Source organism: Vibrio sp. CJQ_6, assembly GCF_043106745.1.
Taxonomy (GTDB): Bacteria; Pseudomonadota; Gammaproteobacteria; order Enterobacterales; family Vibrionaceae; genus Vibrio; species Vibrio furnissii.
In genome coordinates, this window is the sequence record NZ_JBICMV010000008.1 from 628,475 (window position 1) to 644,264 (window position 15,790).

Below are 15,790 nucleotides of genomic sequence, written 5' to 3' on the forward strand. Positions count from 1 at the left end.
ATTGAACATCTTAATGTTTGGTTTGTCGTTTCAGAAGCTGAAGGACTAGTAAAAAGCGGGGGCTTGGCGGATGTCGCCAAGGCTCTGCCAAAAGCGCTAGTTGAACTTGGTCATCAGGTAGCCCTTGTGCTACCTGGTTATCGTTCCATTGCAGATAAAGATGCTGCTCCTGTGATTCTGGAAACGGAACTGACTCACTGGCCCCATATTCGTTATCAAGTTCGCCAGCGCGACTTAGATGGCGTTCCAGTCTATTTGATTGACTGTGATCCGTATTTTGATCGTCCCGAACTGTACGCAGAAAGTAACCAAGCGTACCCAGACAACGGTGAACGTTTTGGTTTCTTCTCGGCCGCTTGCCTTGATGTGTTGCCAAAATTAAACATCAAGCCGGACATCATTCATGCCAACGACTGGCACACGGGCTTAGTCCCATTTCTGCTCAAAACACGTTACCGCGAAGATCCTTACTTTGATGGTGTGAAGAGCGTTATCACTATCCATAATGCCATGTTCAAAGGGATTTTCTCGTACCACCAGTTGGACGTGATCCCAGAACTCAACTTGTCTGGGATGGAGTTTCTACAGTATGGCCACGATCACATTAGCATGCTGCGCGCCGGTATCGCGTTCGCCGATAAAATCAATGCGGTGAGCCCGAACTATGCCTCGGAACTATTAACGCCATTGGGCTCTCATGGGTTGGTGGACGATTTTGTTCGACGAGCGCGCGATCTGCACGGCATCATTAATGGATGTGACTACACCGAGTGGAATCCGAAAACGGACCGTTACTTGCCGGCAACTTACTCTGACGATGCAACGTCGCTCAAGCAGGGAAAGATGGCGAGCAAAACGGCCTTGCAAGACGAGTTACAACTGCCTAAACGCGATGTCCCGCTGTTTGGCATGGTGTGTCGCCTGACCCATCAAAAAGGCTTCCATTACATTCTGCCGATTTTAGAACACTTCTTGCGCAACGACGTGCAACTGGTGATCGTCGGCACTGGCGAGCCAGAAGTGGCAGCGAAACTGCACAAGATCGCTGCGGCGCATGCTGACAAGTTTGCTTTCGTTGAAGCATACAGCAATCGCTTTGCACACTTAGTCGAAGCGGGTTCTGATTTCTTCCTCATGCCTTCCGAGTTTGAAGCGTGTGGTTTGAATCAGATCTATAGCATGGCCTATGGCACGTTGCCGATTGTGCGTGAAGTGGGGGGATTAAAAGATACGGTGCTGGATTACGATAAGTATCCCAACGAAGCCACCGGATTCGGTTTCCAAGAACCATCCCCTGAAGCGCTGCTTATCACCATGCAACGCGCTTTGCTGTTTTATCTGCAACATCCCGATGAAATGGTAAAAGTGCAGCAGCGCGCGATGCAGAAAGATTTCAGTTGGAAAGAATCGGCCCTTGATTATATCAAGATGTATCGGCTGGCGATTTTTGACTAACGACACACAACAGAGCGCCTCGGCGCTCTGTTTTTTTAGCGACGTAAACGATCCACCAAACAGATTTTTACATCTCCTGTGCAATTGAGGAGGCGCTTTGTGGTAGTCTTTGCGCCGTTAACAACTCGCATCTTCAGTGGTGTTCATGACTCACAGTTTGCTGTTTCACAAAACGTTCTTGCATCCGACCAGCCCAGAATGGGTGGTGTTTGTGCATGGTGCCGGAGGGAGTTCCTCCATCTGGTTCAAGCAGATCAAAGCGTATCGTCAGCATTTTAATTTGCTGTTGATTGACTTGCGCGGGCACGGACGTTCGGGTGAGTTGTTTAAAGATCTGATGGCCAATCGCTACACCTTCCAAACAGTCACTCTTGATGTATTGCGCGTGCTGGATCATCTTAAGATTCAATCGGCGCATTTTGTCGGCATGTCGCTGGGCACCATCATCGTGCGCAATGTGGCCGAAATGGCGGCGGGGCGCGTGCGTTCTATGGTTTTGGGTGGGGCTGTGACTCGGCTCAATGTGCGCTCTCAGGTGCTGGTGAAACTCGGCCATCTGAGTAAACACATCATTCCTTATATGTGGCTCTACCGGCTATTTGCTTACATTGTGATGCCACAACGTAGCCAAAAAGAATCTCGACATCTGTTTATTCGTGAAGCGAAGAACCTGTGTCAGAAAGAGTTTAAACGCTGGTTCACACTCACGGCTGAAGTGAACCCGTTGATGCGCTATTTTAAAGACCGCGAGCTGGCGATCCCAACGTTGTATTTGATGGGGGAGCGGGACTACATGTTTATTCAACCGGTCAAAGAGATGGTCGCGGCGCATCGCCAAAGTGAACTACATGAAATTCCGAACTGCGGCCACGTGTGCAACGTGGAACAGCCAGAGCTTTTTAATCAGGTGTCGATTCAGTTCATTCAGCAACAAGCTCGCCCGTCAGCGCATTGACACGGCTTTGCCGCGAGTTTTTCATACCGCGTCGTCATTGCTCATTCCGCGGGATCGTCGATATGGCCACATTGCCAGCAGATGGCAAACTGCCCTTCGTTGACCTCTCCGCAGTACGTGCAGCGCCAAGGCTGCGTGTCTTGCGCACTGAGTGGACGTTGATAATCCGCAATGATGGCTTGCGCTTTGGCATATTGGGCTTCATCTAGTAGCCAGATATATGGCTCGGTATCCTCACTCAGGGGCAATTCTCCCCGCAGACCAAATAATCCTTCACCCCGCACTTCACACTGAATGTGCGCCTGTTTGAGCAGTTCACACAACAGATGCGCGTCAGTGGGATTGTGAGCAATGTAAATCTTCATCTCAGGCAGCGTCATTTGTTGAGTGGCGCGTGATGCGGTTCATCACCCATTTCATGAGCAATGGAAACAACCCGAGCAACGCAAATGAGAGCAAAACGGCTGGTGAAATGATGCCAGAGAGTGAGTCGATCTGCGCTAGTTGTGTGCCAGCATTGATGTAGACCGCCGTGCCCGGCAACATGCCCAACTGACTGACCCAATAGTAGCGCGTTAGCGCAATCGGGCTTAATCCCATCAGCAGGTTGATCAGGAAAAATGGAAACACCGGGATAAGGCGCAGGGAGAGCAAATAAAAGGCGCCGTCTCGAGCCATGCCTTGATTGACGGCATGGAGTTTGTCGCCAAATCGAGTCTGTACCCACTCTTTTAACAGATAGCGGCTGCTCAGAAACGCGAGTGTGGCACCGATGGTGCTGGCAAATGAGACCAGTAACAGGCTGAGCCAAAAGCCGAATAATGCTGCGCCAAGCAAGGTCACAACGGCTGCACCGGGAATGGAGAACGCAGTGATGAAGACGTAACTGAGAAAGTAGATCAGCGCGGCAGTGACCACATGCTGATCAATATAGTCGGCCAGTAGTGCTTGCTGGGCTTTGGCATTGTCGAGTGTCAGGTATTGGCCAAACGTGGTCGCCAGCGCGACGATCACGGCGATTAAGATGAGGCCCAAAATCAGCTTTTTACTCATTGAAGATTCCCACGAGATGATGGTAATAGGTATACGTAACCAGACAGGGAAAAGCGATCTTTTCTTTCAAAGAAAAAGCATCCGCGAACGGATGCTTTTAGTGAAGTTGCTCTCAAAAAGGTTTACGACAAACGTTGTAACAACTCGTCGCGGCGAGTTTGAGGGATCACCGACCAGTGTTTCCCCTCAATTGCGCCTTCCAGTGCCCATAGCAGTTCTAAGCCGACATCTGAAGAATGTGATTGTCGAACGGCTTTGTATGCTTCTACGGCACCTTTCTCCTGCAGTGCTTCCACCGTTTCGATACCGGCTTTTTTCAGCATCCGTTCGGTCGCAAGGCGCAGGTTAGGGAGATCTTTCAAACGATCGGGTTTCGCCTGGGCTTGAGTCTCTCGCTCAGATTTTGCCACAGTGAGTGCCGATTTAGCGTCATCGAGAATACGGCCCGTGTCTGACCAGCAGTCTTCCGGCAAAGCGAAATACTTGGTCACTACGGGGAATCCGCGTTTTTTATAAACATAAGGCTCGTAGCCTTGTTGCTTGAATTTTGCGGTTGAAGCGTCGTCGGCGCGAATGTGGAGTCTGTCATTGACCACCAATGCGAACATTGTGTCATCGACAAAAATCCCAAAGCCACCAAACATTGAACGAGATTTAACGCGTCCAAGTTGCTCAAAGAGCCGCATCGAATCTTTTAGTATTGGTTTATCCATGCTGTAAGTCTCGGTGTATTAATTAATACGCCACCAAAGTCAGGTCCGAGAAAGTAGCAAAAGAATGCAATGAGTGTGTCAGTTAGGAGTCAACTTCTTAATATATGCATTTTTGCCATCGGTAACCCCGCTACCTACCCAAAATTGGGTTTAGGCCGGAGGCTTTGCGTCCCACCTTTTCAGATGGTTTGCCCTGTGCGTGACATTTCCTTTAGAAAAGGATAATCAAAAGTTTGAATAAGCATCACATTTACTTGATGTAAATGTGATGTCATTCAAATATATGTCTCTAACTATTGCAACTGAATTCACACGTTTTTTGTATGAGTATGCAACATTAGATAGACAGATTTTCGGCAAAGTTATTGTTTTGTCAAGTCTTTTACGGTGTCGCGTTCAACAATCTCAGGGTGCATCTCGAATATACGGCGTTCGTGCTCTTTATCCTTGATGCGTTCCAGCAAAATTTCGAAGGCGTTTTTACCCACACGGCGTTTCGGTTGGTGGATGGTGGTCAGCGGTGGTGAGAAGTATTCGGCCAGTTCAATGTTGTCGTAACCAATCACCGACATGTCATCCGGAACGCGAATGCCACGTTGTTGTAAGCGGCTGATTAGGCCCAGTGCCATGGTGTCATTGAAACAGAATACTGCGGTCGGACGTTTGTCCATCGCGATGATTTTATCCGCTGCCAGTACAGCGGTATCACATTCAAAGTTGCCTTCCAAAATCCAGTCTTCACGCACGGGCAGATTTGCTTCTGCCATGGCACGGCGGAAACCAGCAATGCGTTCCTGACACGCAGCTTTCACGAAGTGGCCGCTTAGGCAGGCGATATCCGTATGACCGCGATCAGTCAGGTATTTCGTCGCCAGGTAACCCCCTTCTTCGGAGTTATCAATGATTTTGTCGGCTTGTGAGGTTTCTGGGCCCCAGTCCATGATCACTTTTGGAATGTCTGAGTGACTTTCCAGCATTTCCAACAGTTCTTCGGTCAGGTCAGAACACATCACCAGAATGCCGTCCACACGCTTTTCTGCCAGCATGCGGATATAGTCGCGTTGCTTTTCGTAAATGCCGCCAGTGTTACATAGAATTAAGGTGTAGCCCTGACGGTAGCAGTAGCTTTCTACGCCATCGATCACTTCAGAGAAGAAGAGGTTGGTCGATTGCGTCACGAGCATGCCGATGGTGCGAGTGGTGTTGCATTTTAAGCTGCGAGCGACCGCGCTTGGCGCGTAGTTCAGCTCTTTTACCGCTTCCATCACTTTTTCTTGTGTGGTTTCTGCAACAAAACGAGTCTTGTTGATTACGTGAGATACGGTTGTTGTTGATACGCCAGCAAGGCGTGCAACGTCTTTAATCGTAGCCATAGGTTAGTCCTGTCGATGACTGCTGAATGCGAAAAAACTTCGCGCGATCAAGTCCAGCAGCGATTAGGCGGTACACAAAGTGAAGCCTATAAGTAGTAAAAACACAAAAACCGCTTTTAAACAGCGGTTTGCATCTTCAATTCATATTTTTATCGTTTGCGGTCAAGATTCTAGACTGCTACGCGTGAACTCGCAATGAAATTCATCGGATGAGATCAAATGATCATCACAAAGTTCACGGTATATTCGTCAATTTGTGAGCACGATAGCGAACTATTCGTCGGCTAAATAAGCCAAGTCGAGTTCGAGGAATGCCACCAACAGTTCGGTCACCGCAGCATAGAAACCGAATTGATCCAGTGACTGGCAGCGCGTGGCAAATTGGGGCACCCACCGCATTAAATGGGTTTGAATGAATGCGGCTTGTTCGGCGAATGCGCGCTCCATATGCGCCTCTTTTTCCAGCTCATTACTGCGAATGATGAGGTGGCCTAAAAAGTCGAGTTCAATCGCCAAATGGTCGGCAGGCTCATTCAATGTTTCATGCGTGGTGACGCCGTGTTTTTTCAGCAGTTCAGCCATTGCTTGCGCTGGCGTGTCGTTGAGTAATCCGGTTTGGCCGATGTACACCGAGGCGTAAGGCAGCGCGGAATCTTTGTCTGATTTTAAAAACAGATCGCAAAAGTCAGCGGCAAGTTCGAGGCGTGCATCCTCACGGTCCATCAATCGGTTGAGAGCATCCACCAAATGTGTGACGGCAGCGTGCAGCCCGGCGTTTTCGCCCAGCCCGCCGAGGAAGGCGCGAATTTGAGGGGAATGATATTGTTCAATCTCTTTGTCACTGAGTTCTTTACTAAATAAGCTCGATAGCCACCAATAAATTTCGGCACGCTTTTCGTTAAAGACTTTGATTTCCTGCATGGGTCGACTCCGAATACTCTCTTCCTCTAAGTCTAAACAATAATTGTGAATAGCAATAACGCAATGCGTGAAAAAATATGAACAAATAAGTCGGTAAATTAACGGTTTGTCAGGAGATTGCTTTGAATCAATAAACTCTGATGTTTTTGGTTGAGATGCTAGAATTATGACTGTTTATGAATAGAATGACGGGTATTCATAGTGGACATAAAGTGGTGTCAATGAGCTATCACATTTTAGTTGTTGAAGACGACATCGTGACCCGCAGCAAACTGGCTGGATACTTTCAAAAAGAAGGGTATCAAGTGACAGAAGCTGAGAATGGGGTAGCGATGCGTCAGGCGCTCAGTGAGCATGACATCGACCTGGTGATGTTGGACATCAACTTGCCGGGTGAAGATGGATTGCTGCTGACGCGAGAACTTCGCAGTCAATCAGATATAGGAATTATTCTGGTCACTGGACGCACGGATAGCATTGATCGAATCATTGGCCTCGAAATGGGCGCCGATGATTACGTCACCAAACCTCTTGAACTGCGTGAACTGCTGGTTCGCGTAAAAAATTTGCTGTGGCGCATCGCCATCGCGGGTCGCACATTGCCAGAACCGGAACCGGACAACGATAAATTGGTGCGTTTCGGGGAGTGGACGTTTGATATTCAGCGCCGCTCATTAACGCGCAATGGCGATCCGGTTCGACTCACCAAAGCCGAGTATGAGCTATTGGTTGCGTTGTCGGCGTATCCCAATCAGGTGCTCAGTCGCGAGCGCATTTTGAATATGATCAGTCATCGAGTGGATGCGCCGAATGATCGCACCATTGATGTGCTGATCCGTCGCATGCGTGCGAAGATGGAATTTGATCCGAAGAACCCACAGATCTTTGTGACAGTTCACGGTGAAGGTTACATGTTCGCTGGCGATTAATGCCTGCGAAAAGTCGCCACCGATGCGCGTAAAGATGCACATAAAAAAGACCAGCAATTGCTGGTCTTTTTTTGTCGCTTGCGCAGCATGCCAAAGTTAGGGCAGTGTGGTTTCTGCGTTGTTGATTGGTGCGGTTTGTTCATGACCGGCAACCCAATCACGCAGCGATTGCCATAGCATGCCCATGCTTTCGTACCAGTAATGTTCCGTCTGTTCTAAGTACAGCGCTTTTGGCGTGTACTTATCCCACGGCTGGCTAATGCTGGCTTGCGCCAAGTAGTTGGTTGGCGCTGGGATCGGCTGTAAACCGGCGGAATGGAATTCATTTAGTGCGCGCTGCATGTGACTTGCTGACGTCACGAGCACCAAACGACGTTGTTGTACAAACGCCGCCGCTTGACGCGCTTCTTCCCACGTATCTTTGGCTGTTTCCAGCAAGATGATATCGGATTTGGCAACGCCCAGCGCCAATGCGACACGCGCTAACATGCGAGCATGGCTGAACTCACTGCCACCGGCGTAGCCTGAGAGAATCAGTTTGGAGCCTGGATACATGCGCATGACACGAATGCCTTCGGCAAGGCGCATTAACGCGGCACGACTTAACTCTGACGTGGGGGGGATCTGGTCATCGACGACATGACCATTGCCCAGCACCATGACGTAATCAATTGTACCGTCAACCGGCAAAAAGGCGGAATACTGACGTTCTAACGGCATCAGCAAACGACTTGAGACGGGTTGGAATGAAATAAGGAAGATGCCAAACAGGGAAAACAAAACAACAAGGCATCCGGTTTTGCGTTTGGCCGTGAACATGATCAGCATCAGGCCCACAAAACCAATAATCAACAACGCCGGAAGAGGCATCAGTAAAGAAGAAACAATTTTTTTCAGCTCAAACATAAACAAATAGTCCGAAAAAACAGCACTTGATAATAAAAAGGGCTAAAGCCTCTTTATTCCTGCCATTCCTATGACAGAATAGCAGCACGATTGATTATCATAACTCAAGCCACTGTGACAGAAGATCGCAATTTCGACGATATTGCCCACAAATTTGCAAAAAATATATACGGCTCTGACAAAGGCGAGATCCGCCAAGTCATTGTTTGGGAAGATTTACTGCAATTGCTATCGCATTTTGACAAAGCTAGCGCCCCTTTGCACGTATTAGATGCAGGCGGGGGGCTTGCGCAAATGTCACAAAAACTCGCCAAGCTAGGCCACCGGGTCACCTTGTGTGATCTGTCTTCTGAAATGCTGCAACTGGCAGAGAAGGATATTGCAAATCACGGACTGCTTGCGCAGTATCGCTTGGTTCATTCACCGGTTCAGTCCATTCAGGACCACCTATCCGACCCGGTGGATATTGTCATGTTCCACGCCGTGATGGAATGGTTAGCGGAGCCAAAACCCGCGCTGGAGAATTTGCTGACGCAAGTCCGACCGGGCGGCATGGTGTCGGTGATGTTCTATAACTATCACGGTCTGGTTTATAAGAATGCGGTTTGCGGTAACATTCCTCACGTTTTGGAAGGCATGCCTCACCGCAAACGTTTTAAACTTCAACCGCAGAAAGGCTTAATCCCGACGGACGTCTATCAATGGATAGAAGGCGCCGGTTTTGAAATTTGCGGTAAGTCAGGTATTCGTTGTTTCAGTGATTACATCGGTAACATGAAAAACATGGGCGAATACCAATATGAAGATGTACTGGCTTTAGAACGCAAGTTCTGTCGCCAAGAGCCGTACCGCTCATTAGGTCGCTACATTCATGTATGGGCCAAGAAGAAACAAGAACAGGAATAACAATGAGTGAGTTAACTCAGAACGCTGCAGAGCAGCCAATCGATGAATTGGTCAGCTGGGTCAAGCAGCATGATTTCTCATTGAACCTGACGCCTGAGCGACTTGCGTTTCTTATCGCTATCGCAGTGCTGAGCAACGAACGGTTCGATGAAGAGCTAGGTGAAGGAGAGTTGCACGATGCGTTTATCATCGTGACTCGTATGTTTGAAGACACGGGTGACGCGTCTGCATTCCGTGCCAATAACGCGATTAATGAACTGGTGAAACAGCGCTTGATTAGCCGCTTTACCAGTGAAGTGACCGACGGCGCCAGCATTTACCGCATGTCGCCGTTGGCAGTCGGTATTACCGATTACTACGTGCGTCATCGCGAATTTTCTAAGCTCAAGCTTTCTATTCAGCTCTCGATGGTTGCCGATGAAATGGCCAAAGCCGTGGAATCTGCGCAGCAGGGCGGCACCCCAGGCCATTGGAAGAAAAACGTCTATGGCGTTTTGAAATATTCCGTGGGCGAGATCTTTGATCGCATCGACCTCAACCAACGGGTGATGGATGAGCAGCAACAGTCGGTGAAACAACAGATCGCGGATCTGCTGAACAAAGACTGGCGCGATGCAATTCACAACTGTGAAGATTTGCTGTCTGAAACCTCATCGACCTTGCGTGAGCTACAAGACACCTTGCAAGCGGCAGGGGATGAGCTGCAAACACAGATCCTCGATATTCAAGAAATTGTGTATGGCGATGCCGAACTGGACTTCATCGAAGAGACGCTGTTTGCGTTGCAGATGAAGCTCGACCGCATTACCAGTTGGGGCCAACAGGCGATTGACCTGTGGATTGGCTACGACCGCCACGTGCACAAATTTATTCGTACCGCCATCGACATGGACCAGAACCGCGCGTTCAGTCAGCGCCTGCGTCAATCGGTGAACGATTACTTCGAGCAACCTTGGTACCTGACCTTTGCCGATGCAGAACGCCTGAGCGATTTGCGCGACGAAGCCTTGGTGCTGCGTGATGACGAAGTGACGGGCCATGTCCCAGCCGAAGTCGAGTACGAAGAGTTTCAACAGGTCAATGATGAGCTGGCCGAGCGCATTGGTGACATGCTTAAACAGCATAAAGAGCAAGGACAAGCGATTGACCTGGGCGTTGTGCTGCGTGATTACCTCGCCATCCATCCACGAACTCATCATTTCGATTTAGCCCGAATCGTTGTCGACCAGGCCGTACGTCTGGGTTACTCCGACTCAGATTACCGAGCCATTCAGCCAGATTGGCAAGCAATTAACGATTTTGGTGCAAAGGTACAAGCAAATGTCATCGACCGATATTAATGAATACATGCCAGAGAATCTGGCCAAAGCGATTGCCAACCCGCTTTTCCCGGCGCTCGATAGCCTGTTGCGTGCAGGCCGTCATATCTCCAGTGACGACATGGACAATCATGCATTTTTGTCTGATTTTGAGCCGGAATTGGCGCTGTTTTATCAACGTTACAACACCGAATTGGTGCGCGCGCCGGAAGGGTTTTTCTACCTGCGTCCGCGTTCAACCTCGCTCATCCACCGCAGTGTCTTATCAGAACTCGACATGCTGGTGGGCAAAGTGCTGTGTTTCCTTTATCTGAGCCCAGAACGTCTGGCGCATGAAGGCATCTTCACCAATCAGGAGTTGTACGACGAACTGCTGACCTTGTCGGACGAGAAAAAACTGATGAAGCTGGTGACCAACCGAGCCAGTGGGTCAGACCTCGACAAAGAGAAGTTGTTTGAAAAAGTACGGACGTCCCTGCGTCGCCTGCGCCGTCTTGGCATGGTGATCAACATTGGTGAAACGGCCAAATTCCGCATTACAGAAGCGGTGTTCCGCTTTGGCGCCGATGTGCGTGTGGGTGATGACGTACGCGAAGCGCAATTGCGTTTGATCCGCGACGGTGAAGCCGTGGTGCACGCGCAAGAGCCAAGCCAACAAAGCCTGCTCGATAACGATGAAGAAGCAGAACAACATGATGATGACGAGCAAACAGAGTTGGAAGGTGAAGCATGATTGAACGAGGTAAATATCAATCGCTGACCATGATCAATTGGAACGGCTTTTTTGCGCGTACTTTTGACATTGATAATTTGGTGACCACCCTGTCTGGCGGGAACGGTGCCGGTAAATCGACCACGATGGCGGCGTTTATTACTGCGCTGATCCCAGACCAAACCTTACTGCATTTCCGTAACACCACTGAAGCGGGCAGTTCGCAATCGTCTCGCGACAAAGGTTTATACGGTAAATTGCAACCGGGTGCGTGTTACGCAGCACTTGATGTGGTCAACTCCCGTAAGCAGCGCTTGCTGTTTGTGGTGAAGTTGCAACAGGTCGCAGGTCGTGACAAAAAAGTCGACATCAAACCCTTTGTGATTCAAGGCTTGCCAAGCCACATCAAACCAACAGATGTATTGATTGAAAGCGTTTCGGACAAACATGCCCGTGTGCGCCAAATCAACGAAGTGAAAGATTCCGTGGCCACCATTGAAGGCGCGCATTTTAAAGCGTTCCCGTCAATTGTGGATTACCACAGCCAAATGTTTGAATTCGGTGTGATTCCGAAGAAACTGCGCAACAGCAGTGACCGTTCAAAATTCTACCGTCTGATCGAAGCGTCGCTGTACGGCGGTATCTCCAGTGCCATCACCCGTTCATTGCGTGACTACCTGCTGCCACAAAATGGCGGCGTGAAGAAAGCGTTCCAAGATATGGAATCAGCGCTGCGTGAAAACCGCATGACGCTTGAAGCGATCAAAACCACGCAGGCGGATCGGGATCTGTTTAAACATCTGATCACCGAATCGACCAACTACGTGGCGGCGGACTACATGCGTCACGCCAACGATCGCCGCAACAAAATGGATCAAACGCTGGCACTACGTAGCGAGTTGTTCAGCGCGCGCGAAACCTTGATCGAACAAAACAGTCTGCTCAATCGGGTTCACGAAGAGCTGGAAATGTTGGTCGAGACCGAATCGGTACTCGAACAGGATTACCAAGGCGCGTCGGATCACCTGCAATTGGTGCAAAATGCACTGCGTCAGCAGGAGAAAATTGCGCGTTACCAAGATGACTTGGAAGAGCTGAGTGTTCGTCTCGAAGAGCAGCTGATGGTCGTCGAGGAAGCGCAAGAGCGCATGATGATGGTCGAAGAGCAGGCCACGGTCGCAGAAGATGAAGTCGACAGCCTGAAGACGCAGTTGGCCGATTATCAGCAAGCGTTGGATGTGCAACAAACCCGTGCGCTGCAATACCAACAGGCGCTAAATGCGCTTGAAAAAGCGCAGCAACTGCTGGGCGACGACACCCTCAGTGCCGACAGCGCGCAAGCGTTAGTGGCGCAATTGAAGGATCAGCAAGACGAACGCACATCAGAACTGCTGGCACTCAAACACAAGCTGGATATGTCCTCTGCGGCGGCTGAGCAATTCGACAACGCCTTTGCGTTGGTAAAAAGCGTGCTGGGTGATGTTGCGCGCAGCGATGCTGCCAGCAAAGCGCAGCAACTGATTCGTCAAGCGCGCGATGCCGAACAAATCACGCAAAACGAACACCAATGGTACGCGCAGCAGCGCGATCTGGAACGTCGCATCGAGCAGCAACGCAACGTGCGCCAACTGGCTGACAGCTACCAGAAACAGCATCAGGTCACCTTGGCTGATGAAATCACGCTGGAACAAGAGCGTGAACGCCACGAAGTGTTGATTGAAAGCTTGGAATTTAGCCAGGAAGAGCTGCGTGAGAAACGCAGTCAGCAGCGCCGCAGTGAGCAAGATTACCAAGCGCAGATTTCGCGTTTAGAAGCGATTGCGCCTGCGTGGATCAAAGCCAACGATGCACTGGAAACGTTACGTGAGCAAAGTGGTGCCGAATTGGCAGACAGCCAATCGATCATGGCGCACATGCAGCAGGTGCTGGAAGAAGAAAAAGCACAGTCGATTGCGAAAGACAAGTTAGCGGAACGCCGCGCAACACTGGAAAGCGAGATTGAGCGTCTGGCGTCTCCGGGTGGTTCGAATGATTCGCGCCTCAAAGGCTTGGCAGATACGCTAGGCGGTGTGCTGCTGTCGGAAATTTACGATGACATCACCATCGACGATGCGCCGTATTTCAGTGCGATGTACGGCCCGGCTCGTCATGCGATTGTCGTGTCGGATCTGTCTGGCATCAAAGAGAAGCTGGTTGAACTGGACGACTGTCCGGAAGACTTGTACCTGATCGAAGGCGACATCGATGCGTTCGACGACAGCTCCATCAATGCCGAAGAGCTGGAAGGGGCGGTGTGCGTTCAACTCAACGATCGCCAAATGCGTTACTCCCGTTTCCCGAAAATCCCACTGTTTGGCCGTGCGGCGCGTGAACAACGCTTGGAGCTGTTACGTGAAGAGCGTGACGATGTGGTGGAAGCGCATGCGAAAGCGGCGTTTGATTCACAGAAACTGCAACGTCTGTACAGCAACTTCAACCAGTTTGTGGCGCAGCATCTGCAAGTCGCGTTTGACGCTGATCCAGAACAAGCGCTGATGCAAGCGCGTGACAAACGCAATCAACTGAGCCGCACGTTGGCGGAGCTGGATGGTCAAGAGCAGCAACAACGCAGCCAATTGCAATTGAGCAAACAGGCGATTGCCGCCTTAGCGAAGATTGCGCCAAACATGTTGCTGCTGGAAGACGATTCGCTTCAAGCGCGCTTTGAAGAAATTGAAACCAAGATTGCCCAACTGTCAGAAGCCAAATCGTTCGTCGCGGCGCACGGTAAAGCCATTGCACAGTTGGAAAAAATCGCCTCCGCCTTGGATGCCGATCCAGAGCAGTTTGATGCACTGGAAGCGCAATACCAACAAGCGGATACCGCGCTGCAACAACTCAAGAAACAGATTTTTGCCTTGTCGGATCTGGTTGAGCGTCGTCATCACTTCGCCTATGCCGATTCTGTCGATCTGCTGAGCAAGAGCAGTGAACTGAGCGAACAGCTTAAAGCGAAGCTGGTGCAGGCGGAAAACCTGCGTAACCGCAGCCGTGAAGAACTCAAACAAGCTCAGGCGCAGATGAACCAATACAACCAAGTGTTGGCGTCGCTGAAGAGTTCACACCAAGCGAAGCTGGAAACGGTTCAAGAGTTCAAGCAAGAGCTGCAAGACTTTGGTGTTCACGCCGATGAAGGCGCGCTGGAGCGTGCCCAACGCCGCCGTGATGAGCTGCAAGAGCGTTTGCATACCTCTCGTGGCCGGAAGAGCGAATACGAGCGTACCATCACCTCGACAGAGCTGGAGATGAAAGCGCTGGCGAAACGCATGAAGAAAGTCGAGAAAGACTACAAAGATCTGCGTACATTCGTGGTGAATGCGAAAGCGGGTTGGTGCTCGGTGCTGCGTTTGGCGCGTGAAAACGATGTTGAACGTCGCCTGCACAAACGTGAACTGGCGTATTTGTCGGCCGATGAACTGCGTTCTATGTCGGACAAATCGTTGGGTGCATTGCGTCTTGCGGTCGCCAACAACGAAGACTTGCGTGATTCACTGCGTCAGTCGGAAGACAACGCACGCCCTGAGCGCAAAGTGTTGTTCTACATTGCGGTGTATCAGCACCTGCGTGAACGCATTCGTCAGGACATCATTCGTACCGACGATCCGGTCGAAGCAATTGAAGAGATGGAAGTGGAACTGGCGCGTCTGACGGAAGAGCTGACACAACGTGAAAACCGCTTGGCGATCAGTTCTGATTCAGTGGCGAGCATCATTCGCAAAACCATTCAGCGTGAACAAAACCGCATTCGCATGTTGAACCAAGGCTTGTCGAACATCGCCTTTGGTCAGGTGAAAGGCGTGCGTCTGAACGTGAAAGTGCGTGAAAGCCACGAAATTTTGCTGGCAGGGCTGTCGGAGCATCAAGCGCAGCACAAAGATCTGTTTGAAAGCGCGCGCTACACCTTCTCAGAAGCGATGGCGAAGCTGTTCCAACGTGTGAACCCGCATATCGATATGGGGCAACGTTCACCGCAAGTCCTGGGTGAAGAGCTGTTGGATTACCGTAACTACTTGGAACTGAGCGTGGAAGTAAACCGTGGCTCAGACGGTTGGTTGCAAGCAGAATCGGGCGCTTTGTCAACGGGTGAAGCGATTGGTACGGGTCAGTCAATCCTGCTGATGGTGGTGCAGAGCTGGGAAGAAGAGTCTCGTCGTCTGCGCAGTAAAGACATCATGCCATGTCGTCTGCTGTTCCTTGATGAAGCAGCGCGTCTGGATGCGAAATCTATCGCCACGCTGTTTGAGCTGTGTGAACGTCTGGATATGCAGCTTTTGATCGCGGCACCAGAGAACATCAGCCCAGAAAAAGGCACTACTTATAAACTGGTGCGTAAAGTGTTCAAAGATCACGAACACGTGCACGTGGTGGGTCTGCGTGGCTTTGGCCAGACGGAGAAACCCAAAACCGATGAGCAGCTACTGGCGGAAGAATTAAGCTAACGTCGACGCGCTTGACCTTGAATAAGGTCATTTAAATCCATGATCAAACGCCTTCCTTGTGAAGGCGTTT

13 protein-coding genes and 1 riboswitch are annotated in these 15,790 nt (G+C 50.3%); of the genes, 7 read left to right on the forward strand and 6 right to left on the reverse strand.

Features of this window, described 5'->3' with window-relative positions:
- Together glgA and ACF8PK_RS05095 are read left to right on the forward strand one after the other, a co-directional pair.
- Positions 1-1,455 carry a glycogen synthase GlgA gene (glgA, locus tag ACF8PK_RS05090; protein ID WP_158141415.1) on the forward strand — a complete coding sequence of 485 codons (1,455 nt, stop codon included), beginning with the start codon at positions 1-3 and terminating at the stop codon, positions 1,453-1,455.
- 145 nt (positions 1,456-1,600) lie between these two features.
- A complete protein-coding gene (locus tag ACF8PK_RS05095; RefSeq protein WP_014204903.1) occupies positions 1,601-2,410 on the forward strand; it encodes an alpha/beta fold hydrolase in 810 nt (269 codons plus the stop codon).
- A 41-nt stretch (positions 2,411-2,451) separates the two neighbouring features.
- Here the strand turns inward: ACF8PK_RS05095 and ACF8PK_RS05100 are convergent, their stop codons facing one another.
- From ACF8PK_RS05100 to torD, 5 genes are all read right to left on the reverse strand, one after another.
- A complete protein-coding gene (locus ACF8PK_RS05100) occupies positions 2,452-2,775 on the reverse strand; it encodes a putative signal transducing protein (RefSeq protein ID WP_004725431.1) in 324 nt (107 codons plus the stop codon).
- Between the two features lies 1 nt (position 2,776).
- The gene (locus ACF8PK_RS05105) at positions 2,777-3,463 is read right to left on the reverse strand and encodes a TVP38/TMEM64 family protein (RefSeq protein WP_158107456.1); all 687 of its coding nucleotides are present in this window, start codon (positions 3,461-3,463) and stop codon (positions 2,777-2,779) included.
- A gap of 122 nt (positions 3,464-3,585) precedes the next feature.
- Complete coding sequence (locus ACF8PK_RS05110; protein WP_004725436.1) at positions 3,586-4,176, reverse strand: TfoX/Sxy family DNA transformation protein; 591 nt, start codon at positions 4,174-4,176, stop codon at positions 3,586-3,588.
- 117 nt (positions 4,177-4,293) lie between these two features.
- Positions 4,294-4,379, reverse strand: a riboswitch (cyclic di-GMP riboswitch).
- 159 nt (positions 4,380-4,538) lie between these two features.
- On the reverse strand, positions 4,539-5,549 hold the full coding sequence (purR, locus tag ACF8PK_RS05115; RefSeq protein ID WP_004725437.1) for an HTH-type transcriptional repressor PurR: 1,011 nt from the start codon (positions 5,547-5,549) through the stop codon (positions 4,539-4,541).
- A gap of 273 nt (positions 5,550-5,822) precedes the next feature.
- A complete protein-coding gene (torD, locus tag ACF8PK_RS05120; protein ID WP_004725440.1) occupies positions 5,823-6,470 on the reverse strand; it encodes a molecular chaperone TorD in 648 nt (215 codons plus the stop codon).
- Between the two features lie 221 nt (positions 6,471-6,691).
- Here torD and torR point away from each other — a divergent pair, with 221 nt between their 5' ends.
- Positions 6,692-7,399 carry a two-component system response regulator TorR gene (torR, locus tag ACF8PK_RS05125; protein ID WP_041942527.1) on the forward strand — a complete coding sequence of 236 codons (708 nt, stop codon included), beginning with the start codon at positions 6,692-6,694 and terminating at the stop codon, positions 7,397-7,399.
- A 96-nt stretch (positions 7,400-7,495) separates the two neighbouring features.
- Here the strand turns inward: torR and elyC are convergent, their stop codons facing one another.
- A complete protein-coding gene (gene elyC, locus ACF8PK_RS05130; protein ID WP_004725445.1) occupies positions 7,496-8,305 on the reverse strand; it encodes an envelope biogenesis factor ElyC in 810 nt (269 codons plus the stop codon).
- A gap of 114 nt (positions 8,306-8,419) precedes the next feature.
- Between elyC and cmoM the strand changes: the two genes are divergently transcribed.
- From cmoM to mukB, 4 genes are read left to right on the forward strand one after another with little or no spacing between them, the layout of a single operon-like run.
- Positions 8,420-9,211 (forward strand): tRNA uridine 5-oxyacetic acid(34) methyltransferase CmoM, encoded by a 792-nt coding sequence (cmoM, locus tag ACF8PK_RS05135; protein WP_392440613.1) that lies wholly within the window; start codon positions 8,420-8,422, stop codon positions 9,209-9,211.
- Between the two features lie 2 nt (positions 9,212-9,213).
- A complete protein-coding gene (gene mukF, locus ACF8PK_RS05140) occupies positions 9,214-10,551 on the forward strand; it encodes a chromosome partition protein MukF (RefSeq protein WP_014204908.1) in 1,338 nt (445 codons plus the stop codon).
- The gene (mukE, locus tag ACF8PK_RS05145; protein ID WP_004725451.1) at positions 10,532-11,263 is read left to right on the forward strand and encodes a chromosome partition protein MukE; all 732 of its coding nucleotides are present in this window, start codon (positions 10,532-10,534) and stop codon (positions 11,261-11,263) included. Before mukF ends, mukE begins: the two co-directional genes overlap by 20 nt.
- Positions 11,260-15,720: a chromosome partition protein MukB gene (gene mukB / locus ACF8PK_RS05150; protein ID WP_392440365.1), complete on the forward strand. Its 4,461-nt coding sequence runs from the start codon at positions 11,260-11,262 to the stop codon at positions 15,718-15,720. Before mukE ends, mukB begins: the two co-directional genes overlap by 4 nt.
- Positions 15,721-15,790: the final 70 nt, after the last annotated feature.